Source organism: Stenotrophomonas sp. JAI102 (assembly GCF_013409105.1).
Classification (GTDB): Bacteria; Pseudomonadota; Gammaproteobacteria; order Xanthomonadales; family Xanthomonadaceae; genus Stenotrophomonas; species Stenotrophomonas maltophilia_AA.
In genome coordinates this window covers 409,702-432,285 of the sequence record NZ_JACCCI010000001.1, presented here as the reverse complement: position 1 = coordinate 432,285, position 22,584 = coordinate 409,702, and the positions used below count along the sequence as shown (strand labels likewise).

Sequence of the window (22,584 nt, the reverse complement as noted above, 5' to 3'; positions counted from 1 at the left end):
TGAGCTGGGGATACCGGCGCCTGCCGGTACGATCGGCCGGGGCCGTCGCATCGCGTGCGACGGACGCCCTTGCGGCGTCCGTCCACGCCATTATCGCAGAAGCATGACCCGCTCGCGGTGGATCAGTGCGTGCCGCCGTGGGTGCCGACCCAGGCAAGGAACGTGTCCACGAAGCCCTGCAGGAAGTCCTGGGTGCCGGTGTTGCTGATCGTGCCGTTTTCGTCGATCAGCCCTTCCTTGAAGTGCAGGAAGGCCTCGGGCTGGCCCAGCACCGGCATGTCCAGGTAGGCCAGGATGTTGCGCAGGTGCTGCTGGGCCAGCGCGGTGCCGATCACGCCGATCGAGGCGCCGATCACCGCCGCCGGCTTCCCGGCGAAGGCACTGTCGCCATACGGGCGCGAGCCGAGGTCGATGGCGTTCTTGAGCACGCCCGGGACCGAGCGGTTGTATTCGGGGGTGACGAACAGCACCGCATCCGCGTCACGGATCTGCTGCTTCAGGCGGACGCCCTGGCTGGGGTAGTCCTTGTCGAAATCCTGGTTGTACAGCGGCAGGTCACCGATCTCCACGTAGGAGAACACCGCCTTGCCGGCCGCCAGTTTCTCCAGCGCGCGCGCCAGCACCTTGTTGTGGGAGCCTTTGCGCAGGCTGCCGACCAGTACCGCGATCTTGTATTCGGCCATCACGTCATCTCCGTTCGGGGGGAAGGCCCAGCCTAGGCGGGCTTACCTTCGGCAACGGTGAAGGCGACGTCAGCCACGCATGGCGTGGCTCTACAGCCGACACCACATCCCGTAGAGCCACCCCATGGGTGGCTGCCCTCCGTCCAGACGTACCCGCACAGGCAGCGCTATGCGCGTGTCACGTCGGCGCGTGCGTTGCGCCAATGCGCCTGCCAGGCCTGGAACATCAGCACGTTCCACAGATGGGTGTGCCATTTGCGCTCGCCCTGCTTGAACTGCTGCCACAGCGGGGCGACCGCCTCGACGTTGAACACGCCCTCCTCGGCCAGCCGCGCCGGATCCAGCAGTTCATCGGCCCAGCCGCGCAGGTCGCCCTTCAGCCACGCACTGACCGGGGCACCGAAGCCGCGCTTGGGACGGTGCACCATGTCCTGCGGCACGTAGCGGCCGAGTACGCGTTTGAGCAGGTACTTGCTGACCCCGTCGCGCTGTTTCATCGCCATCGGCAGTGACCAGGCGAACTCCGCCACGCGCCAGTCCAGCAGCGGCGCACGCGCCTCCAGGCTGACCGCCATGCTGGTGCGGTCCACCTTGCACAGCAGGTCGTCGGGCAGATAGGTACTGAAATCGGCCAGCATCATGGCGTCGGCCGGTGAGCCGGCGCCGTGCAGCGGATCGGCCAGGTCGTAGAAGCTGCCGGCCGCCTGTGCACCGCGAACGGCGGCCACGGGATCGCGCCAGCGCGAAATACGGTTGCGGTAGACATCACCAATGCCACGCGCGCCGGACTCGGCCAGCAGCGCAGCCAGGCCGCCGGTGCGCGAGGCCTCGCCCTGCGTGTGCGCATGGCGGGCCATCCAGCGCCGCAGCGGCGCCGGCACCTTGCCGAGCAGGCGCCAGTTGCGCATCGCCCGCTGGTAACGGGTATAGCCGAAGAACAGTTCATCACCGCCGTCGCCCGACAGCGCCACCGTCACGCCCTGCCGCGCCAGCTTGGCGACCAGCGCCGTGGGCACCTGCGAGGCATCGGCGAAGGGTTCGTCGAACATCGCCGGCAGGCTGGGCACCACCGCGAGCGCGTCGGCACCGCTGACATACAGCTCGGTGTGATCGCAGCCCAGGTGCTGGGCCAGCGACTTGGCCAGCGGCGCCTCGTCATGGTCCGAGCCGGTGAAGCCGATGCTGAAACTGTGCACCGGCTGGCTCGACTGCGCCTGCATCAGGGCGGCCACCACCGAGGAATCGGTACCGCCGGAGAGGAATACGCCGACCGGCACATCGGCCACCATGCGCAGCGCGACCGCGTCGCGCAGCACGGCATCCAGGCGCTCTTCGGCCTCGGCCTCGTTGCCGGTGAAGGGTGCGACGAGCGCCTGCTGCATGCGCTCGCGCGCATTCCAGAACGGCTGCTGCAACTGGTCCGGGCGATGCGCGGCGGCGCCGGCGGCGACCGCCTCGGCATCCAGCCGCAGCACGCGGCCGGGCATCAGCTTGAAGCAGCGCGCGTGGATGCAGTGCGGCGCCGGGATGTAGTCCAGCCGCAGCAACAGGGTCAGCGCATCGCGGTCGACCTCGTTGTCGAAGGCCGGGTGCTGCCACAGCGCCTTGAGCTCGGAGCCGAACACCAGTGTTTCACCGGCCCAGCCGTAGTACAGCGGCTTCTTGCCGACCCGGTCGCGGGCCAGCCACAGGCAGCGCTCGGCGCGGTCCCACAGGGCGATGGCGAACATGCCGTTGCTGCGCTGCAGGGTCTCGTCGAAACCCCACTCGGTGACGGCGGCAAGCAGCACTTCGGTATCCGAATGGCCACGGAAACCATGCCCCAGTGCTTCCAGCTCGGCGCGCAGTTCGGCGAAGTTGTAGACCTCGCCGTTGTAGGCCAGCACGTAGCGGCCATCGGCCGAGGTCATCGGCTGATGGCCCAGCGGCGACAGATCCAGGATGCTCAGCCGGCGATGCGCCAGCGCGATGCCGGCCGAGGCATCGGCCCACACCCCGCTGTCATCCGGGCCGCGGTGCACCAATGCGTCGCCCATGCGCCGCGCCTGTTCTTCCAGTGCTGCCTGCTCTTTTGCCGGAGCGGGCAGCAGCATGCCTGCCAATCCACACATGTTTCAAGGGTCCTGCGCCAGCGCGAGGGCGGCGTTCAATACCGCATTGTCGCTTGGAAGCACGCACAATGCTGCCCCCGCCAGCGGCGTGTAGGTATCGGCCCCGCATACCCGCCGGATCGGCAGGTGACCCAGTCCCGCCTCGACCAGCGCGGTGATCACGCCCTCGCCCACCCCGGCGCTGTGCCGGCCCTCATCGACCACCAGCACGCGCTGGGCATCGGCGGCCTGCGCGGCGATGAAACCCGTATTGAGCGGCACCAGCCAGCGCAGGTCGACCACCCGCACCTGCCAGCCCAGCTGCTGCTCGATCGCCCGTGCCGCGCGCAGGCTCATCGGCACGCCGTTGCCATAGGTGAAGATGACCAGGTCACTGGCCTCCGGCGCGTAGACCCGGCCCTCGCCGAGCACCAGTGCCTGGTCGGCGGCCGGATACGGGAACAGCCACTGGCCATCGCCGGGCGCGTGCAGGTCCTTGGTCATGTACAACGCGATCGGCTCGAGGAACACCGCGACGCGGCCATCAACGGTCGCCAGCGCCGCCAACGTGCGCAGCATCATCGCCGCATCGTCGCCGCGCGAAGGACAGCCGACCACCAGCCCGGGAATATCGCGCAGCGCGGCGATCGAGTTGTCGTTGTGGAAATGCCCGCCGAAGCCCTTCTGGTAACCCAGCCCGGCGATCCGCACCAGCATCGGGTTGCGGTACTGATCGTTGGAGAAGAACTGCAGCGAGCAGGCCTCGCCGCGCAGTTGGTCCGCCGCATTGTGCAGATACGCCAGGTACTGGATCTCGGGGATTGGCAGCATGCCCAGGTTGGCCAGGCCCTGCGCCATGCCCAGGATCATGGTTTCATCGAGCAGGGTATTGAACACACGGCGCGGCCCGAAGGCCTTGAGCAGGCCCTTGCTGACCGTGTACACCCCGCCCTTCTGCGCGACGTCCTCGCCGAACAGCAGCGTGGACGGGTACTTGGCCATCAGATCGTGCAGTGCCTGGTTGATCTGTATCGCCAGGTGGCGCGGCGGCTGTGTTTCCGGCAACTGCGCCGGACCGCCAAATGCAGCGGCGCGCGCCTCATGGCCGGGCATTCGCGTGGCTTCGGCATGCACCGCCGCCGGCGAGTATGGCGCCAGTGGGGCGATCACTTCCGCGAGATCGGTCAGTTTCGGGCGTCGATCCGCTTCGGCGGCGGCGGCAAAACAGCGCGCGCGCACGCGCTCGTACAGATCGAGCACCTGCCCGGCCGTCATCCAGCCGGACGCCATCGCGATCGCCGCCGAGCGCAGCAGCGGATCGCTGGCCTCGGCCGCACACAGCTCCGGCAACGGCCGCCACTCGATTTCGAAATCCGTACCGGCGTGGCCCATCAAACGCGTGGTGCGCAGGTGCAGGAAAGTCGGGCGCCGCGTCTGCCGGCAATGTGCCAGCGCGCGCTCCACCTGCGCATGCCCTTCGACCAGATCCAGACCGTCAGCGAAGAAGTAGTCCAGGCCCGGGCGGTGCGCGAAGCTCTGCGCGATCCAGCCATCGGGTGTCTTGACCGAAATGCCGATGCCGTTGTCCTCGCAGACGAACAGGATCGGCGCGGGAAGGCGCTGATAGGCGGCCCACGACGCCGTGTTGAACGCGGTCTGCGCGGTGGCGTGGTTGGCCGAGGCATCGCCGAAGGAACAGATCACCACGCTGTCGTCGGGAATCGGCAGTGTCTGGCCGATGCGCCGCCCGCTTTCGATGGCCAGCGCCGTGCCCAGCGCCTTGGGCAGGTGCGACGCGATCGTCGAGGTCTGCGGCAGCACCCACAGCGGCTTGCTGCCCCACACCTTGTGGCGCCCACCGCTGGCCGGATCGTCCCGACTCGCCGCGAACGAAAGCGCCGCATCCATCACCGGGTCCATGCCCGGCAGCTTGCGGAAGCGCTCGGCCATGAAACCGCCGGAACGGTAGTGCAGGAACGCCGGATCGGTGTGCCGGGCCAGCCGCGCCACCAGCGCATTGCCCTCGTGGCCGGACGAACCGATCGTATAGAAGACCTTGTTCTGGACGCGCAGCACACGCGCCATCAGGTCCAGATGGCGGCTGATCAGCTGCGACTCGAACAGGTCGGCAAAGCCCTGTGCATCCAGCGTGCTGCCCGGAAGGATGGGGCTGCCGGGTGCGGGCGTCGGTGCGGGATCGCCGCGCCACTGCTGCACGAACTCGATGAAATTGGCATCGCAGATCTCGGCCCGGTTGAGGCCTTTCATGCGTGCGGGAATCGGATCGGGAACCACGGCAAACATGCATCACCCTCCGTGACGTGTCGCGGGTGTGGACAACCGGATGACCTCAGATGGACGGCGCGAACAGGGCCTGCACCTCCGGCAGCGGTGTGGGCATGGGCACGAACCGCGGCGGCTCGCGCACGCGCTGCACCAGCGGCACCTTGGCGTGGGGATTCGACGTCATCGCGCCCTCTTGGCCATGCATCGCGGGCGGCCTGCCCGCGATGCCGAGTCTGGCCTCAGCGCATTGCCTTTGCCAAGCGCGGGTGCAGCATCACCGCTGCGTGGCGCGTCGCTGCTGCCATTGCTGGCGCGACTGCCCCCAGATCTCGATCGGCTTACCGGCATGCGGCGGCGGCAGCTCGCCCATCCGCAGCAGCGAACTGCCCAGCTTGCGCGCGACCCCCTTGGAATTCTCGTTGGCGGCATCGATGGTGTGGATGATCTCTTCCCAGCCCAGCGTGTCGAACGCCCAGTCCATGCTGGCCACGGCGGCTTCGGGCGCATAGCCCCTGCCCCAGCTCTCGCGGCGGATGCTCCAGCCGACCTCGGTGCCCGGCCAGTCCAGCGGCTGCCACGGGCCCATGCGGCCGACCCAGTCGCCGCTGCTTTTTTCGATCACCGAAAACATCGAAAACCCATACAGGTGCCAACTGCCGACCAGGCAGCTGAAGCTGCGCCAGGCCTGCGACGGCGGCTGCACCCCACCGAGGTGCTGCATCACCTCCGGGTCCGAGCAGAAGCGCAGGAAGGCATCGAAATCCTCCGCGCGCGGTGGGCGCAGGATCAGACGGTCGGTCTCCAGCCGGAGGTCGAAAATGCTCATGGCGTCCTCTGTGAGTGCAGGTATACGCAGATGATCCCAGAACACCGAGCGGCGCGCTGTGCCGCTGACCCCACAACGCAACACGCCGGCGAAGGCCGGCGTGTTGGTGATGCATCCGAACCGCTGCGAATTACTGCCTGTTCGCATCCAATGCGGCGGTCTGGGTGACCAGCTGGCCGTCGATCACCGGCAGGCGATCGCTGCTCGGCTTGTTGTCCATCTTCACGGTCTTCTCAGCGCCATCGTAACGGTAGGTCACGTTGTAACCGGTGACCGCATTGGTGGTGCCCATCGGGATGCGGTTGCCCGGCTTGCTGGCCATGCGCATGGTGCCGGTGGTGCCGTCTTCATTGCGGTAGGTCACGTTGTAACCGGTGACGCGGGTCGACTCGGAGGTCGCGGTTTCGGTATGGCACTGACGCTCGGTACGGTTGACCACGCGGCCACCGACGTGGCGCTTGTCCACCTGGTTGCCGATCATGCCGCCGGCAACCGCACCCGCGGCAGTCGCTGCCTTGCGGCCGTTGCCACCGCCGACCTGGTTGCCGAGCAGGCCGCCGATCACGGCACCGGCGACGGTGCCGCCGACATTGCCGTCGCGCTCGGGCAGACGTTCCTGGACCACCACGTCCTGGCAGACTTCATGCGGCGTCTGCGTGCTGGACGTCTCGCGCACCGGCTCGGTGCCAATCACGGTGGCGTAGGCCTTTTCCTTCTTGGTCAGCGGATCGACCTTGACGATGTCGGCGTACTCGAGCTTGCCGGCCTTGTCTCCGATGGCCAGCTGATCGGTGCGCGCGCCGTCATCGGCCAGCGGCGTGGTGTCCAGAGTGGGCCGGGGCTGTCCAGCGGTCACCGCATCGGGCGAGGAACTGCCGCCCTTCATGAAGGCAGCAGTGGCGATCCCGCCGACCAGCAGTGCACCCGCAGCGACCAACGCAGTAGTAGTTGTACTTTTCATAACCGGCTCCCTGCGGACGATCCGCAACGTTCTTGAGTGAATTCCAGCACGGCCACCCTGAACGGAATCTCCACGGATCGTGAACATCCGGCTGCCCATTCAGGTTCGGTGAGCCTTGGGCTCGTGATAGCGTTTACAGCATCTGCCCAGGAGTGCCCCATGTCCAATCCCATACTGTTGCCGGTGCTGGAATGGGCGCGTCGGCTGCGCTACCCCACCCTGTTCAAGATCACCGCCGCCCTGTTCGCGGTGACCCTGGTGATTCCGGACCCACTGCCGTTCGTGGATGAAATCCTGTTCGGCCTGGGCACGCTGCTGCTGGCCAACTGGAAACGACGCGGCGAAAAGACGCCGCCGCCACTGCCGGCCAAGCGCCGCGCGTGAGGTTGATCGACAGCCACTGCCACCTGGATGCGGGCGAGTTCGATGCGGATCGCCCTGAAGTGATCGCGCGCGCCCGCGCGGCCGGGGTGCGGGCGCAGGTCGTGCCGGCCGTCACTGCCGCCAGCTGGCCCGGGCTGCGGGACGCCTGCCGGCTCGCCGACGGGCTGCACCCGGCCTACGGGCTGCACCCCATGTTCCTGGACCAGCACCGACCCGAACACCTGGAGGCGCTGCGGGCGTGGCTCGAACGCGAGCGCCCCTGCGCGGTCGGCGAATGCGGGCTGGACTTCTTCGTGGAGGGCCTGGATGTGGACGCCCAGCAGCACTACTTCCTGGGCCAGCTGCGGCTGGCGCGCGACTTCGACCTGCCGGTGATCGTGCATGCGCGCCGTGCGGTGGATGCGGTGATCGCGGCGATCAAGCAGATCGGCGGGCTGCGCGGCGTGGTCCACAGCTTCTCCGGCAGCCCCGAGCAGGCGCGGCAGCTGCACCAGCTGGGCTTCCTGATCGGGCTGGGCGGCCCGTTGACCTATGACCGCGCCCAGCGCCTGCACCGCCTGGTAGCCAGCATGCCCCTGGAGCAGCTGCTGCTGGAAACCGACGCGCCGGATCAGCCGGATGCGGGCATCCGCGGCCAGCGCAATGAGCCGGCGCGGTTGCCGGTGATCCTCGCGACGGTGGCGCGGCTGCGCGGGGAACCGGCCGAGGCGATTGCCGCGCAGACCACGGCCAATGCGCGACGTCTGTTCTCCCTGCCGTAGGTGCGGCCGGGACCGGCTATTGCTGCCCGCTCTTGGACCGGGTGCTTGTCCAGCGCTCTCGCCGATCCCCGCTGCGCGGCGTCAGACCAGATCTGGACGGTCCAACCGACTCCTGTGCCCATGCCCTGCAGCAGTCAATTGCTGCACCAGCGCTTCCCTGGCCTTCCTGCCTCCCATGCGCACGTGCTCCAGTTCTGCTGCAGTGATCAGCACCACAGGCACCAAGGTGACCGGCGAAAGCGGCATGTCCTCAAGACGTGTAGCGAAATCCGGCGCCGGGCCGCCAACCAGGACGCCAACGCAATCGTCCTCTGTGATGAATCGCGTCGGTATCTGATCGATCAGGTGAGGTGCCTCGCTCGCACCGGGCAACTCCACCGATAGCACCCCATAAGTTTCCAGTTGGTGCGTGATGCCACCTGCATTGGCGACTGTGCCAGCGACGTACGCACTACATCCAAAGCCCAACTGCGCATGAGGGGAGTGACGTCGCCTACATCGCCTCGAGTACCTTCGGCAAGATCCCCGGTTTCGAGAAAAAGCTCCATCTCGAAACCATTGCCCAGTTCAGGCGCACCATCGAATGGATCCGACAATCCGTCCGTAGCGATAATGACGGAATCTCCCCGACGCACAATTCGATATGCCTGCCGGGTCGAAGGCCAATCGGGCCCACCAAGGAAGCTGGGGCTGATGAGGTGGCCCAGAACGTCCTGCTCGACGAAGCCCACTGATCGCCAGTGACGGTCCAGGCACTCACTACTGGCCTGCCGCGCCGCTTGATCGGCTGTATCCTCGGCGGTATCGGCCTGGGACGACCCTCCCACATCGTCATTCGAGCTCGCGACTGAATTCGCCAGTTCCTCACGGAGAGGCGCATCTCCGGACTTTGACGAGTTAAATAGTTTCTTTAGAAAACCCATGTGATTTCGGCAGAATGACAGATTGTCACCATGTCACTAGCTCGCTTTGCCTGCAACTCGCCATGTCGCCTATGACCCTCGCCTTGTTACAAGGCTAAATGTCAAAATCGCCGGCCCGATAACGGTCGACCAACGATCCGCTCAACGGTAGCAGCAGCCCGGTTTCATTCTGCCTCGCCAGGTGCCACACCCTTCTTCGGCTTCATCAACATCTCCAGCGCCTTGCCCACCGCCGCGAACGCGAACGCACCGGTGATGTGGGTCGCCGCACCCAGCCCGGCGCCGCAGTCCAGCTTCAGCGCCGCATCCGCACCGAGGTTCGGGCGGATGCCACATACGCTGCCGTCAGCCTGCGGGTACTTCACGTTTTCCAGCGAGTACACCGCCGGCACGCCGAAGTAACGCGAGGCGTTCTTGGGGAAGTTGAAGTCGCTGCGCAGCTTCTTGCGGATCAGCGCCATCATCGCGTCGTGCTCGGTGCGCGAGACATCGCGGATCCGCACCAGGGTCGGATCGGTGCGCCCCCCGGCCGCGCCCACGGTCAGGATGGGCAGCTTGCGGCGACGGCACCAGGCAATGGTTTCGACCTTGACCCGGAAGCTGTCGCAGGCGTCGATCACCAGATCGAAATCGCGGTCCAGCAGCTCGACCATGTTGGGCACGGTCAGGAACGAGGCGATTGCATCGACGCTGATGTCCGGGTTGATCGCCCGGCAGCGCTCGGCCATCGCCTCGGCCTTGTTGCGGCCGTACTGGCCGGCCAGCGCCGGCAGCTGGCGGTTGGTGTTGGACACGCAGATGTCATCGGCATCGATCAGGGTCAGGTGCCCGACCGCCGTGCGCGCCAGCGCTTCGACCACCCACGAGCCGACGCCGCCCATGCCCACCACCGCCACCCGGCGGCTGGCGAGCAGATCCACGGTGCCTGCTCCATACAACCGGTCGATGCCGGCAAATCGTTCGCGCAGTACGTCGTTCATGCGCCTATTTTAATGCGCACTGGCCCGGCCGGGACGCGCCGTGGACAGGACGCGTCGTACCATCGCCGCAGCCACCCTCAAGGAAGCCCTCACCATGAACGACCCCGTGACCCCACACCGCCGCCCGTCCGCCGCGTACCGCTACCTGTTCGTCGGCCTGCTTGGCCTGGTGATCGGCCTGATCGCCACGGTGATGGTCTCGCGCGCGATCCAGGCCCGCCAGGACCCCTTCCCGGATTCGCTCATGCACGTGATGAACCGTCAGGTGGAACTGCTGCAGGCGGCGCAGGCGCAGAACCGCTGCAGCCTGGCCGACACCGTGCCGCGTCTGCAGACCCTGCGCTCGCTGTCCAATGACCTGGACCTGGCCTTTCCCGGCCTGAAGGACAGCCAGGGCTTCCAGCAGCACGCCAGAGCCCTGCGCGCCACCCTCAACGAGGCCCTGGCGGCCCCGCCGACCGACTGCCCGGGCATGGCCACGCTGGTCGAGAAGATCCAGACCGACTGCAAGGCCTGCCACCAGGATTTCCGCTGATTCATCTTCCAGCCACGCTGGCGGCCCGGGATTGGCACGCTGTTCACGCAGTACAGGACACGATCTGCTCCATGCGCACCAGACGCATTCGACCACCCCTCTGGCCAGGAGATACACCATGAAGATTCAACTGATTGCCGCCGCTGCCGTTGCCACCGTCGCCCTGGCTGGCTGTGCCACCACCTCGCCGGGTTACGGCAGCAGTGGTTACAACAACGGTTACGGCAATTCCGGCGGCAACTACAACACCAACCGCTGTGCCGACTGCGGCATCGTGACCCGCATCAACCAGGTCGCTTCGGGCCGCAGCGCGCCGAGCGCGACCGGCGCAGTCCTGGGTGGCATCGTCGGCGCGGTCGCCGGCCATGAAATCTCCGACCACACCGGTGGCAGCCGCGGCAACAAGAACATCGCGGCCGCCGCAGGCGCAGTGGGTGGCGCGCTGGCCGGCAACCAGATCCAGAAGAACGTCACCAGCGATACCTTCGACATCACCGTGCGCATGGACGATGGCCGTACCGTCGTCGTCAACCAGCGCGATCTGGGCGGTATCCGCGAGAACACCTACGTCCGCGTGGTCAACGGCAAGGTCATCCTGCGCTGATCAGCGCAACGTCACTCGCAGGCGATAAAAAAGGGCCCGCGCAAGCGGGCCCTTTTCGTGTGTCAACCAGGCAGGACCCGGTCTGCGCTCAGAGCGGCTTCACCTTGTCGGCCTGCAGGCCCTTCTGACCGGTGACCACTTCAAACTCGACCGCTTGACCTTCCTTCAGGCTCTTGAAGCCCTGGGATTCGATCGCGCGGAAGTGCACGAACACATCTTCGCCGCTCTCACGGCTGATGAATCCGAAACCCTTCGCGTCGTTGAACCACTTGACGGTGCCCTTCTCAGCCATCTCAGCTACTCCCTAACTGTCTTGTTGTTGGATACACCCGTACAGGCGGCTGACAGCAAGGGGGAAGCGAGGTGCAACGATGCAGCGGATCTGGACGATCTACCATCATCAGGCCACGATCCACGGTGACCTTGCCAAGCTCAGCGTCTGCAACTTAACCCGAGCAAAACGAAAAAGCAACTGGCCAAAACCTTCGGATGTCAACCCCATTTCAGGAACCATACTGGACAGCATGGACCATTCATTCATCTTGTACCTGCTAGCCGTCGTTCTCGTGCTGGTCGGCATCGCCGGCGTCATCCTTCCCGCCCTGCCCGGCATTCCCCTGGTGTTCGCCGGATTGCTGCTGGCCGCGTGGGCGGACGATTTCGTCCATGTCGGCTGGTTGCCCCTGACGGTGCTCGGCCTGCTCACGCTGCTCTCCTTCGCGGTCGACATCCTGGCCACCGTGGTCGGGGCACAGCGGGTCGGCGCCAGCCGCAAGGCGCTCTGGGGCACCTTCCTGGGCAGCATCGTCGGAGTGTTCTTCATGCCGATCGGGCTGTTCGTGGGGCCGTTGGCCGGCGCCCTGCTGGGCGAGTACTGGCATACCCGCGAGCTCGGGCGTTCGACCAAAGTGGGCCTGGCGACGTGGCTGGGCATCCTGCTGGGATTCGCCTTGAAGCTCGCGCTGGTGATCGCGATGCTCGGGCTGTTCGCCTTCGCCTGGTTCTTCTGACGGCACCGCAGCAGTGCGGCTTCACGCCCTGAGCACACCACTGACCGGCATAAAACCGGTCAGATCGATGGATGTCGTGCGCTGGCGGGAAATCCGGGCAGCGGCGACACTGTGCGGTTAGACCCATTCATTCTTGTCACGCGGCCTGCTCCCATGACCCTGCTCCATTCCCGTTCCGCCCTGTTCACCGCCCTGGCCCTGGCCTGCGCGGCGCTGCCTGCTGCTGCCCAGGAGGCCGCGCCCACCCCGGCCTCGCCGGAGGCCTGCGCCCTGGTGGACACTGACGCAGCGCGCCTGGCCTGCTACGACAAGCTGTTCGGGCGTACGCCCGAGGTCACCCTGGCCGCCGATGCCGCTGCCACCGCTGCCAAGCAGGAGCGCCGGGAAGAACGCCAGGCCTCCCGCAGTGCCGACGCCGACGCGCCCGCGACGCAGCGGGTCAAGCAGCGCCTCGGCGAAGTGTTCAAGAACGACGGCCACGAAGATGCGCTGGCCAATGCCGGCAAGGGCTCGCTGCTCGACAGCCGTTGGGAGCTCGCGCAGGACTCCAAGCTCGGCGCCTTCCAGCTGCGCGCCTACAAGCCGGTCTACCTGCTGCCCGCGTTCTGGACCAGCGACAAGAACCAGATGCCGCAGTCGCCCAATCCGGTCAACACGGTCACCACCTCGCAGCAGCTGGACAGCGCGGAACTGAAGTTCCAGCTCAGCTTCAAGACCAAGATCGTGGAGAACCTGTTCGGCGACAACGGCGACATCTGGGCCGGCTACACGCAGAGCTCGCGCTGGCAGGCCTACAACGCCGACAACTCGCGCCCGTTCCGTGAGACCAACTACGAGCCGGAAGTGATGATGATGTTCCGCAACGGCTACTCGATCGGCGGCTGGCGCGGGCGCATGAGCGGGATCAGCGTCAACCACATGTCCAACGGCCGCGCCGATCCCCTGTCGCGCAGCTGGAACCGGGTGATCGCCACCGTCGGCCTGGACCGCGAAAACTGGGCGCTGGTGCTGCGCCCGTGGTATCGCATCCCGGAAGACCGCAAGGACGACAACAACCCGGACATCTCCGATTACATGGGCAGGGGTGATGCCACCCTGACCTGGAACAAGAACGGTCACGAGGTCTCGCTGATGGCGCGTCACTCGCTGCGCGGCGGCGACCGCTCGCACGGTGCGCTGCAGCTCGATTACGGCTTCCCGATCAGCAACCTGCTGCGCGGCCACGTGCAGATCTTCGATGGCTACGGCGAGAGCATGATCGACTACAACCACAAGGCCACGTATGTCGGCCTGGGTGTGTCGCTGCTGGAGTGGTATTGATGGCGGTGACGATCTGGCACAACCCGCGCTGCAGCAATTCACGCGGGGCGCTGGAACTCCTGCGTGAGCACGGCATCGAACCGGTGGTGATCGAGTATCTGAAGACGCCGCCGGACCGCCTGACGCTGGCTGCGTTGATCACACGCATGGGTATCGCTCCGCGTGAGTTGCTGCGCAGCAAGGAGCCGGCCTATGGTTCGCTCGGGCTGGACGCCGCCGCCCTGTCCGATGCGGCGCTGATCGAGGCGATGGTCGCCCACCCGGAACTGATCAACCGCCCGATCGTGGAAACCGCGCGCGGGGCACGCCTGTGCCGGCCGCCGGAGACGGTGCTGGAGATCCTGCCGGCATAAGGCCGCGCCTCAGCTGCCTCCGCAGCGGCTGGTACATCGGTTGTTATCCTCGCCACAGGTCAGCGCGGGCAGCCGGTTGCGGCAGTAGTCGCGGCTGGCCTGGCATGATCTGCTCAGGTCGGGGTTGCCTCTTCCATTACGCCGGCTCCCGCACTCACACTACCCTTGCCCTTTCACCTGGATGCCAGCGGATGGCCCGACCACGACGCTCGTTCTTCGCTTACGCCTCCGCCTTGCTGGGCCTGCTCAGCCTGATGGGCGTGGCCTGCTTCCACTTTCCGGATCTGCTGACCAGCCGCGAGTTCCGCGCGGTCTACAACGAACAGTTCGCCCGCCACCTGCTGCTGGTCGGGTTGGCCGCCGCCTTCATGCTGGGCACGATGGCGATCCTGCGCGACCGCAACAAGCGGATCGCCACGGTCGGCGTTGGCAGCGCCACCCTGGCAGTGCTGCTGGGGGGTACCAATGTCCAGTTCGATTCCATCGGGCAGACACCCTACTCGCTGGGCCTGGACTGGTTCGTGCTGTCGCTGTTCTTTTCGGCGCTGGTGTTCGTGCCGCTGGAGCGCTACCTCGGCAAACACGTGCTCTCGCCGCTACGGCCAGGCTGGCGTACCGATGTCGGCTATTTCTTCATGAGCCACGTGCTCGTGCAGTTCATCCTGATCCTGGTCACCGCCTCGACCTCGACCATTGCCGGGCTGGCCGCGTTTCCTGCGCTCAAGACGCTGATCCAATCGACGCCGGTGTGGCTGCAGTTCCTGATCGCCGTATTCGTCGCGGACATGGCCCAGGCGCTGCTGCACCGCGCGTATCACAACACCCCATGGCTCTGGCGCTTCCACGCGGTGCACCACTCCAGCCGGCACATGGACTGGCTGGCCGGCTCGCGCATCCATTTCGTCGAAATCGTCATGACCCGCAGCTGCGTGCTGCTGCCCCTGCTCATCCTCGGATTCTCGACCCCGGCAATCAACGCCTACGTGATCCTGGTGGGTCTGCAGGCGGTGCTGGCGCATGCCAACCTGGGCATCCGTTTCGGGTGGCTCGAGTACCTGCTGGTGCTGCCGCGCTACCACCACTGGCATCACGCGCGGCAGCAGGACTACGTTGACGTCAACTACGCTATCCACCTGCCGCTGGTGGACATGCTGATGGGCACCTTCAAACTGCCCCGCGATCAACGTCAATGGCCGCAGGAATACGGCGTCATGAAACTGGAGACCGTGCCCAAGGGCCTGCTCAACCAGCATCTGATGCCGTTCCGTGCGCGTCGCACGTTCGACGAGTACGTCGACTGACGTTACTCAGCGCCAGTCGGTGATGCCCTCGCGACGGTAGACCTCGGCGAACGCCGGACGGGACTTCAGACGATCGGCGTAGGCCTTCAATGCCGGCCAGGTGTCACTGGGCGTGGGCATGTTGCGCGACCAGCGCATCAGCATTACCAGCATGAAATCGACCACGCTCAACGACTCGCCCAGCACATACGGGCCGCGCGTGGACAGGTGCTCGGCCAGATGCTGCCAGGCGCCTTCCAGCCGCTCGCGCGCCCGCTGCCGGGTCGCGTCCACATGCTCGGGGCCGGCCATTTCCTGCGGGTAGAACCACGCCCGATACGCCGGTTGCACGGTATTGGCGCACCAGAACATCCAGCGGTAGGCCTCGGCGCGGTCGGCAGTCCCCGGTGCTGGCAGCAGGGCCGCGTCCGGATGGCGGTCGGCCAGATGCAGCGCTATCGCTGCCGCTTCGGTCAATACCTGCCCGTCCAGAACCAGCGTCGGCACCAGGCCCGCAGGATTCAAGGCCAGATACGCCGCATCCTTGTGCTCGCGCTTGTCGAAATCCAGCAGCACCAGATCGTGCTCGATCTGCAGTTCCAGCAACAGCCAGTGCACGACCAGGGCGGCGGTACTCGGTGATCCATACAGCGTGGTGCGCATGCGCAGGGCCTCGTGAGGGAGGCGCACAGTATGCGCCCGTGCCCCGTGCCATCCCATGGGTACAGAGCACCGGCGATGGGGACGCGTTCTGTCTCTGCCCCTGCGCCGCGGACGCTCGCAGAATGCCTCCTCTGCCCCGCCGTGCGCCCAGGATCCTCCCATGCCCGATTCGTCCGCCCTGCTCGCCTTCGGTCTGATTTCGCTGGGCATGGTGCTGACGCCCGGGCCGAACATGCTCTATCTGATCTCGCGCTCGATCTGCCAGGGCCGCACTGCCGGGCTGATCTCGCTGGGCGGTGTCGCGCTGGGCTTTCTGGTGTACCTGGTGTGCGCGGCACTGGGCATCACCGCGCTGCTGATGGCAGTGCCGCATGCCTACGACGTACTGCGTCTCGCCGGCGCGGCGTATCTGCTGTACCTGGCCTGGCAGGCGCTGCGCCCCGGCGGACGTTCGCCGTTCCAGCTGCGCACGCTGGACCACGACAGCCCGCGCAGATTGTTCGGCATGGGCCTGTTCACCGCGCTGCTCAATCCGAAGATCGCCGTGATGTATCTCTCGCTGCTGCCGCAGTTCATCCAGCCCCACGGGCATGGCAGCGTGATGGTGCAATCGGTGGTGTTGGGGCTGGTGCAGATCGCGACCAGCGTCAGTGTCAACGCACTGATCGTACTGGCCGCCGGCAGTATCGCCACCTTCCTGGCCGGGCGCCCGCGCTGGCAGACGGTGCAGCGCGGCCTGATGGGCACGGTGCTCGGCGCGCTGGCGGTGCGCATGCTGGTGGACGCGCGCCGCTGAGGGGATGCGCATCGGCCACGAAAAACGGCGCCCTGGGGCGCCGTTTTCGTTTCCAGCGTTGCCGAGACCGGCGGCCTCAGGCGACGACGACCGGAATCTTGCCGATGCGGGCCTGCCATTCGCGCGGGCCGGTCTGGTGCACGGACTCGCCGGTGGAATCCACCGCCACGGTCACCGGCATGTCCTGCACGGTGAACTCGTAGATCGCTTCCATGCCCAGGTCGGCGAAGCCCACCACCTTGGCCGCCTTGATCGCCTTGGAGACCAGGTAGGCCGAGCCGCCGACCGCCATCAGGTACGCCGACTTGTTGTCACGGATCGCCTCGATCGCCGCCGGGCCGCGCTCGGCCTTGCCGACCATGCCCAGCAGGCCGGTCTGTTCCAGCACCTGGCGGGTGAACTTGTCCATGCGGGTCGCGGTGGTCGGGCCGGCCGGGCCCACCACTTCGTCGCGCACCGGATCGACCGGGCCGACGTAGTAGATGAAGCGGCCCTTGAGGTCGACCGGCAGCGGCTCGCCCTTGTCCAGCATTTCCACCATGCGCTTGTGCGCGGCGTCGCGGCCGGTCAGCAGCTTGCCGTTGAGCAGCAGCGTCTGGCCCGGCGTCCAGCTGGCGACGTCTTCCGGGGTGATCGTGTCCAGATCGACGCGGGTGCCCTTGGAGGCGTCATAGGTGATCTGCGGCCAGTCTTCCAGCGACGGCGGATCCAGCATCACCGGGCCGCTGCCATCCAGGGTGAAGTGCGCATGGCGGGTGGCCGCGCAGTTCGGGATCATCGCCACCGGCAGGTTGGCAGCGTGGGTCGGGAAATCCTTGACCTTGATGTCCAGCACCGTGGTCAGGCCGCCCAGGCCCTGCGCACCGATGCCCAGCGCGTTGACCTTGTCGAACAGCTCCAGGCGCAGCTCTTCGGCACGGTTGGAGGCGCCACGTGCCTTCAGCTCGTTGATGTCGATCGGCTCCATCAGCGACTCCTTGGCCAGCAGCATCGCCTTCTCGGCGGTGCCACCGATGCCGATCCCGAGCATGCCCGGCGGGCACCAGCCGGCACCCATGGTCGGCACGGTCTTGAGCACCCAGTCCACGATCGAGTCGGACGGGTTGAGCATGGCGAACTTGCTCTTGGCTTCCGAACCGCCGCCCTTGGCCGCCACGATCACCTCGACGGTGTCGCCCGGCACGACCTTGACGTTGACCACGCCCGGGGTGTTGTCCCTGGTGTTGATGCGCTTGCCAGCCGGATCCGCCAGCACCGAGGCGCGCAGCTTGTTGTCCGGGTAGTTGTAGGCACGGCGCACGCCTTCGTTGGCCATGTCTTCCACGCCCATCGTGGCGTCGTCCCAGCGCACGTTCATGCCGATTTCCAGGAACACGGTGACGATCCCGGTGTCCTGGCAGATCGGCCGGTGGCCTTCGGCACACATGCGTGAGTTGATCAGGATCTGCGCCATCGCCTCCTTGGCGGCCGGCGACTCCTCGCGCTCGTAGGCGGCGGCGAGGCTCTTGATGTAGTCGACCGGGTGGTAGTACGAGATGTACTGCAGCGCGTCGGCGATGGACTGGATGAGGTCTTCCTGCTTGATCGATGTCACGACTTGCTCGCTTGCTGGAGGCTGGCGGGGGTTGAACCGCCGATTTTAACAAGGACCGCCCGGCGGCGTTGAGAATCGCTCGCGGCCGCGGCTTTTGGTGCACAGTGGCCGCCCAGCCTTGTCACAGCGGCCCGCCCTGCCGCGTCCTCCCGGCATGACTCCGACCGATACCTTCCAGACCCACCGCCCCCGCCTGTTCGCCCTGGCCTATCGCCTGCTGGGCAGCCGCAGCGACGCCGAGGACATCGTCCAGGACGCCTGGCTGCGCTGGCAGGGCACCGACATCGCCGCGATCCGTGATCCGGAGGGCTGGCTGGTCACCACGACCACCCGGCTCGGCCTGGACCGGCTGCGCGCGATGCGCAGCACGCGCCTCGAGTACGTCGGGCCCTGGCTGCCCGAACCGCTGGAGATCGCCCTGGATCCGGACCCACTGCAGGACCCGGCCCAGCGGCATGCGCTGGCCGACGAAGTCTCGGTGGCCTTCCTGGCGCTGCTGGAGCAGCTCAAGCCGGACGAGCGTGCCGCCTTCCTGCTCAAGGACGTGTTCGACTACGACTACCCGGATATCGCGCCCCTGCTCGAGCACTCACCCGCCAACTGCCGGCAGCTGGTGCACCGGGCGCGCCAGCGGCTGCAGACCGGCGCCCCGCGCTTCACGGTCTCGCCCGCGCAGCACCGCGACCTGCTGGCACGCTTCATGGACGCCTCGCAGCAGGGCGATCTGGCCGCGATCCGCTCGCTGCTCGATGCCAATGCCGAGATGATCTCCGATGGCGGTGGCCGCGTGACCGCGGCGATCCGTCCCCTGCTGGGGGCCGAGCGCATCGCACAGCTGTACTGGGCGATCGCGCGCCGCAACGGCCAGCATCCGGCCCGGCTCGGCCAGGTCAATGGCGAGCCGGCGATCCTGCGTTTTGCCGGGGACCAACTGCACTCGGTCACGATGATTACGGTCGATGCGGGGCGCATCGTGCGCGTGCTCAGCGTGCTCAATCCGGAAAAACTCACGGCCCTTGTCACAGCGCGCGACGCTGGCGCGTCCTCCTGATGAAGACGGCCGCTGCGGCCGTCATGGAGTCCGTCATGTCTGCGTCCCCCCGTGTTCCCTACACCCGCCTCGCCGCCGAAGCCTTCAAGGGCCTGCTGGCCACCAGCAAGGCCGTGCACGACAGCTCGATCGATCCGGTGCTGATGGAACTGGTGTTCCTGCGTGTCTCGCAGATCAATGGCTGCGGTTACTGCATGGACATGCACGCCACCACCCTGCGCAAGGGCGGAATCGAACCACGCAAGCTGGATACGCTGCCGGCCTGGCACGAAAGCCGCTTCTTCGATGCACGCGAGCGCGCCGCGCTGGGCTGGGCCGAGGCGCTGACCCGGCTGAGCAGTGCGGCCCCTTCCGACGCCGCCTACGAGGCGCTGGCACCGCACTTCGACGAGAAGGGCATCAGCGACCTGAGCATGGGCATCGCAGTGATCAATGCCTGGAACCGCCTCGGCGCCGGGCTGCTGCCGCCGCTGCCGTAAGGGGTCGGGTAGTGCCGGCCGCTGGCCGGCTCCGCACGATCGTCGTGCTGCACGGGTAGAGCCGGCCGCTGGCCGGCTCCGCACGATGCTGGATGCGACCTGGAGCCGGCCAGCGGCCGGCTCTACCGGGCTGCGGTCCGCGTGCACTGAATTCATGCATCAACCACGGCCACGGCGCGCACAATACCGCCCATGCCCGCCTCCCCCGCTGCCGGTGCACCCGGCCAGAAGAACCCCAGCCTGCGCGAGCGCGTCAATGCGATGCGCAACCTGCCCCCCTTCCTGCGCCAGGTCTGGCAGACCAGCCCCGGGCTGACCCTGGCCAGCCTGGGCCTGCGCGTGATCCGTGCCTTGCTGCCGGTGGCGATGCTCTATGTCGGCAAACTGATCATCGATGCGGCGGTGCTGCTCAGCCAGCACGATGCGGGTTTCCCGCCGTTCGGCGAAGCGCTCTCCAGCGGGCTGCTGAACCCGCTGCTCGGCCTGCTCGCACTCGAGTTCGGCCTGGCGATGGCCTCGGACCTGCTCGGCCGCATGGTCAGCTACGCGGACACTTTGTTGTCGGAGCTGTTCACCAACGTCACCAGCGTGCGCCTGATGGAACACGCGGCCGAGCTGGATCTCGAGGACTTCGAAGACCCCGACCTGCAGGACAAGCTGGACCGCGCACGGCGCCAGACCATGGGCCGCATGAACCTGATGAGCCAGCTGTTCGGCCAGGTGCAGGACAGCATCACCGTGGCCAGCCTGGCAGTCGGCCTGATCGTGTACGCGCCGTGGTTGATCCTGCTGCTCGCAGTCGCGCTGATCCCGGCGTTCATCGGCGAATCGCATTTCAACGCCGCCGGCTACAGCCTCAACTTCCAGTGGACGCCGGAGCGCCGTCAGCTGGAATACCTGCGCCAGATCGGGGCCAGCGTGGAAACCGCCAAGGAGGTGAAGATCTTCAACCTCCATCGCTTCCTGATCGACCGCTACAAACGGCTGGCCGAGAAGTTCTATCTCGCCAACCGCGCGCTGGCCCGCAAGCGCGCGATCTGGGGCACGCTGCTGGCCGCACTGGGGACGCTGGGCTACTACGCCGCGTATGCGTATATCGCGTGGCGCACCGTGCGCGGTGATTTCTCGATCGGTGACCTGACCTTCCTCGCCGGCAGTTTCCTGCGCCTGCGCCAATTGCTCGAAGGCCTGCTGATCGGGTTTTCGCAGGTCGCCGGGCAGGCGTTGTATCTGGACGATCTGTTCTCGTTCTTCCAGATCCAACCGGAGATCCATTCGCGCCCGGACGCGGTCGCCATTCCGCAGCCGATCACCGACGGCTTCGTGTTCGAGAACGTCGGCTTCCGCTATCCCGATGCCGAAAGCTGGGCGGTGCGCCACCTGGATTTCGAACTGCGCGCCGGCGAAGTGCTGGCCCTGGTCGGCGAGAACGGTGCCGGCAAGACCACCCTGGTCAAGCTGCTGGCCCGGCTGTACGACCCCGACGAAGGCCGCATCCTGCTCGATGGCCGCGACCTGCGCGATTACGACCTGGATGACCTGCGCGCCAACATGGGCGTGATCTTCCAGGACTTCGTGCGCTACAACCTCAGCGCCGGCGAGAACATCGGCGTCGGCCTGGTCGAGGCGATGACCGACGACGCCCGCATCCGCGATGCCGCCCGTCGCGGCATGGCCGACGAGGTCATCGCCGGCCTGCCCGGTGGCTACGACCAGCTCATCGGCCGCCGCTTCAAGATGGGCGTGGACCTGTCCGGCGGGCAATGGCAGAAGATCGCGATTGCCCGCGCCTACATGCGCGACGCGCAGGTCATGATCCTCGATGAACCGACCGCCGCACTGGATGCGCGCAGCGAGTTCGAGGTGTTCCAGCGGTTCAAGGAACTGTCCGACAACCGCACCGCCGTGCTGATCTCGCACCGCTTTTCCTCGGTGCGCATGGCCGACCGCATCCTGGTGCTTGCCGGCGGCCGTATCGAGGCCAGCGGCACCCACGCCGAACTGATGACCCAGGGCGGTCGTTATGCCGAACTGTTCGAGCTGCAGGCGGCCGGCTACCGCTGAAACCCCCGCCTGACGGGCCTGTCCGGCCAGTCAATGAGAATTTATCTCATTTGAGATAAACTAGACCCGACGAAACCGACCAGAACCCCACCCCCATGTCTTCCGCTTTTGGCGCCGAAACGGTGCTTGAGGTCCGTCACTGGACCGACGCCTACTTCAGCTTCACCACGACCCGCGACAGCGGCTTCCGCTTCGAGAACGGCCAGTTCGTGATGATCGGCCTGGAAACCGAAGCGCGCCCGCTGCTGCGCGCGTACTCCATCGCCAGCGCCAACTGGGAAGAGAACCTGGAGTTCTTCAGCATCAAGGTCCAGGACGGCCCGCTGACCTCGCGCCTGCAGCACATCCAGCCGGGCGACAAGGTACTGGTCGGCAAGAAGCCCACCGGCACCCTGCTGATCAGCGACCTGCACCCGGGCAAGCACCTGTACCTGCTCGGCACCGGCACCGGCCTGGCGCCGTGGCTGTCGGTGATCAAGGACCCGGAAACCTACGAGCGCTTCGACAAGGTGATCCTCACCCACGGCGTGCGCTACGAAAAGGACCTGGCCTACCGCGACCTGTTCGAGAAGGAACTGCGCGAGCACGAATTCCTCGGCGAGATGATCGGCGACAAGCTGCTCTACTACCCGGCCGTGACCCGCGAAGCCTTCCCGAACCAGGGCCGTCTGACCTCGCTGATGGAAAGCGGCGAGATGCAGAAAACCCTTGGCCTGCCCCCGCTGGACCCGGAGAACGACCGCGCCATGATCTGCGGCAGCCCGCAGATGCTGGCCGACCTGCGCACCGTGCTGGACAGCCGCGGCTTCCAGACCTCGCCGCGCATCGGCACCCCGGGTCATTACGTGTTCGAGCGCGCGTTCGTCGAGAAATAACGGGCCGGGGCGAACGCGCCGCACCGGGACCAGGGTAGAGCCGAGCCATGCTCGGCTGCGCTTGGT

23 protein-coding genes are annotated in these 22,584 nt (G+C 66.7%); 13 read left to right on the top strand and 10 right to left on the bottom strand.

Annotated elements, in window-relative coordinates; genetic code table 11:
* Window positions 1-122 precede the first annotated feature (122 nt).
* The 5 genes from HDC96_RS02050 to HDC96_RS02030 all read right to left on the bottom strand — a co-directional run bounded on the left by HDC96_RS02050 (window position 123) and on the right by HDC96_RS02030 (window position 6,846).
* Window positions 123-683, bottom strand: coding sequence for an NADPH-dependent FMN reductase (locus HDC96_RS02050; protein ID WP_179458533.1), 561 nt, complete (start codon window positions 681-683; stop codon window positions 123-125).
* A gap of 167 nt (window positions 684-850) precedes the next feature.
* Window positions 851-2,794: an asparagine synthase (glutamine-hydrolyzing) gene (gene asnB, locus HDC96_RS02045; RefSeq protein ID WP_179458532.1), complete on the bottom strand. Its 1,944-nt coding sequence runs from the start codon at window positions 2,792-2,794 to the stop codon at window positions 851-853.
* A 3-nt stretch (window positions 2,795-2,797) separates the two neighbouring features.
* A complete protein-coding gene (locus HDC96_RS02040) occupies window positions 2,798-5,077 on the bottom strand; it encodes a thiamine pyrophosphate-dependent enzyme (RefSeq protein WP_179458531.1) in 2,280 nt (759 codons plus the stop codon).
* Window positions 5,078-5,333: 256 nt separating this feature from the next.
* Complete coding sequence (locus HDC96_RS02035) at window positions 5,334-5,885, bottom strand: GNAT family N-acetyltransferase (RefSeq protein ID WP_179458530.1); 552 nt, start codon at window positions 5,883-5,885, stop codon at window positions 5,334-5,336.
* A gap of 130 nt (window positions 5,886-6,015) precedes the next feature.
* The gene (locus tag HDC96_RS02030) at window positions 6,016-6,846 is read right to left on the bottom strand and encodes a glycine zipper 2TM domain-containing protein (RefSeq protein ID WP_179458529.1); all 831 of its coding nucleotides are present in this window, start codon (window positions 6,844-6,846) and stop codon (window positions 6,016-6,018) included.
* A 159-nt stretch (window positions 6,847-7,005) separates the two neighbouring features.
* Here HDC96_RS02030 and HDC96_RS02025 point away from each other — a divergent pair, with 159 nt between their 5' ends.
* Window positions 7,006-7,230 (top strand): DUF6116 family protein, encoded by a 225-nt coding sequence (locus HDC96_RS02025; protein WP_179458528.1) that lies wholly within the window; start codon window positions 7,006-7,008, stop codon window positions 7,228-7,230.
* Window positions 7,227-7,991, top strand: coding sequence for a TatD family hydrolase (locus HDC96_RS02020; RefSeq protein ID WP_179458527.1), 765 nt, complete (start codon window positions 7,227-7,229; stop codon window positions 7,989-7,991). Before HDC96_RS02025 ends, HDC96_RS02020 begins: the two co-directional genes overlap by 4 nt.
* An 81-nt stretch (window positions 7,992-8,072) precedes the next feature.
* Here HDC96_RS02020 and HDC96_RS18260 read toward each other — a convergent pair whose 3' ends face one another.
* Both HDC96_RS18260 and HDC96_RS02010 read right to left on the bottom strand, forming a co-directional pair.
* Window positions 8,073-8,369 (bottom strand): hypothetical protein, encoded by a 297-nt coding sequence (locus HDC96_RS18260; RefSeq protein ID WP_218842008.1) that lies wholly within the window; start codon window positions 8,367-8,369, stop codon window positions 8,073-8,075.
* A gap of 709 nt (window positions 8,370-9,078) precedes the next feature.
* Entirely contained in the window at window positions 9,079-9,894 is an 816-nt protein-coding gene (locus HDC96_RS02010) for a tRNA threonylcarbamoyladenosine dehydratase (RefSeq protein ID WP_179458526.1), read from the bottom strand.
* A gap of 94 nt (window positions 9,895-9,988) precedes the next feature.
* Here HDC96_RS02010 and HDC96_RS02005 point away from each other — a divergent pair, with 94 nt between their 5' ends.
* Together HDC96_RS02005 and HDC96_RS02000 are read left to right on the top strand one after the other, a co-directional pair.
* Window positions 9,989-10,429, top strand: a complete 441-nt coding sequence (locus tag HDC96_RS02005; RefSeq protein ID WP_179458525.1) for a cytochrome c — start codon at window positions 9,989-9,991, stop codon at window positions 10,427-10,429.
* 118 nt (window positions 10,430-10,547) lie between these two features.
* Window positions 10,548-11,033, top strand: coding sequence for a glycine zipper 2TM domain-containing protein (locus HDC96_RS02000; protein WP_019185918.1), 486 nt, complete (start codon window positions 10,548-10,550; stop codon window positions 11,031-11,033).
* A gap of 88 nt (window positions 11,034-11,121) precedes the next feature.
* Here the strand turns inward: HDC96_RS02000 and HDC96_RS01995 are convergent, their stop codons facing one another.
* Window positions 11,122-11,325, bottom strand: coding sequence for a cold-shock protein (locus tag HDC96_RS01995; protein WP_019185917.1), 204 nt, complete (start codon window positions 11,323-11,325; stop codon window positions 11,122-11,124).
* A gap of 232 nt (window positions 11,326-11,557) precedes the next feature.
* Between HDC96_RS01995 and HDC96_RS01990 the strand changes: the two genes are divergently transcribed.
* The 4 genes from HDC96_RS01990 to HDC96_RS01975 all read left to right on the top strand — a co-directional run bounded on the left by HDC96_RS01990 (window position 11,558) and on the right by HDC96_RS01975 (window position 15,017).
* Entirely contained in the window at window positions 11,558-12,043 is a 486-nt protein-coding gene (locus tag HDC96_RS01990) for a DUF456 domain-containing protein (protein ID WP_179459580.1), read from the top strand.
* 153 nt (window positions 12,044-12,196) lie between these two features.
* Window positions 12,197-13,363, top strand: a complete 1,167-nt coding sequence (locus HDC96_RS01985; protein ID WP_179458524.1) for a phospholipase A — start codon at window positions 12,197-12,199, stop codon at window positions 13,361-13,363.
* Window positions 13,363-13,716, top strand: coding sequence for an arsenate reductase (glutaredoxin) (arsC, locus tag HDC96_RS01980; RefSeq protein WP_179458523.1), 354 nt, complete (start codon window positions 13,363-13,365; stop codon window positions 13,714-13,716). Before HDC96_RS01985 ends, arsC begins: the two co-directional genes overlap by 1 nt.
* 191 nt (window positions 13,717-13,907) lie before the next feature.
* Window positions 13,908-15,017 (top strand): sterol desaturase family protein, encoded by a 1,110-nt coding sequence (locus tag HDC96_RS01975; protein ID WP_179458522.1) that lies wholly within the window; start codon window positions 13,908-13,910, stop codon window positions 15,015-15,017.
* Between the two features lie 6 nt (window positions 15,018-15,023).
* Here the strand turns inward: HDC96_RS01975 and HDC96_RS01970 are convergent, their stop codons facing one another.
* Window positions 15,024-15,659: a glutathione S-transferase family protein gene (locus HDC96_RS01970; protein ID WP_179458521.1), complete on the bottom strand. Its 636-nt coding sequence runs from the start codon at window positions 15,657-15,659 to the stop codon at window positions 15,024-15,026.
* Between the two features lie 160 nt (window positions 15,660-15,819).
* Between HDC96_RS01970 and HDC96_RS01965 the strand changes: the two genes are divergently transcribed.
* Window positions 15,820-16,455: a LysE family translocator gene (locus tag HDC96_RS01965; RefSeq protein ID WP_179458520.1), complete on the top strand. Its 636-nt coding sequence runs from the start codon at window positions 15,820-15,822 to the stop codon at window positions 16,453-16,455.
* A gap of 76 nt (window positions 16,456-16,531) precedes the next feature.
* Here HDC96_RS01965 and HDC96_RS01960 read toward each other — a convergent pair whose 3' ends face one another.
* The gene (locus HDC96_RS01960; protein WP_179458519.1) at window positions 16,532-18,049 is read right to left on the bottom strand and encodes a fumarate hydratase; all 1,518 of its coding nucleotides are present in this window, start codon (window positions 18,047-18,049) and stop codon (window positions 16,532-16,534) included.
* 154 nt (window positions 18,050-18,203) lie between these two features.
* Between HDC96_RS01960 and HDC96_RS01955 the strand changes: the two genes are divergently transcribed.
* The 4 genes from HDC96_RS01955 (at window position 18,204) to HDC96_RS01940 (ending at window position 22,518) form a co-directional block, all read left to right on the top strand.
* Window positions 18,204-19,100 carry an RNA polymerase sigma-70 factor gene (locus HDC96_RS01955; RefSeq protein ID WP_179458518.1) on the top strand — a complete coding sequence of 299 codons (897 nt, stop codon included), beginning with the start codon at window positions 18,204-18,206 and terminating at the stop codon, window positions 19,098-19,100.
* A gap of 35 nt (window positions 19,101-19,135) precedes the next feature.
* On the top strand, window positions 19,136-19,579 hold the full coding sequence (locus tag HDC96_RS01950; protein ID WP_179458517.1) for a carboxymuconolactone decarboxylase family protein: 444 nt from the start codon (window positions 19,136-19,138) through the stop codon (window positions 19,577-19,579).
* Between the two features lie 192 nt (window positions 19,580-19,771).
* On the top strand, window positions 19,772-21,643 hold the full coding sequence (locus HDC96_RS01945) for an ABC transporter ATP-binding protein (RefSeq protein ID WP_179458516.1): 1,872 nt from the start codon (window positions 19,772-19,774) through the stop codon (window positions 21,641-21,643).
* A 95-nt stretch (window positions 21,644-21,738) separates the two neighbouring features.
* Window positions 21,739-22,518 carry a ferredoxin--NADP reductase gene (locus tag HDC96_RS01940; protein ID WP_121038039.1) on the top strand — a complete coding sequence of 260 codons (780 nt, stop codon included), beginning with the start codon at window positions 21,739-21,741 and terminating at the stop codon, window positions 22,516-22,518.
* Window positions 22,519-22,584 lie beyond the last annotated feature (66 nt).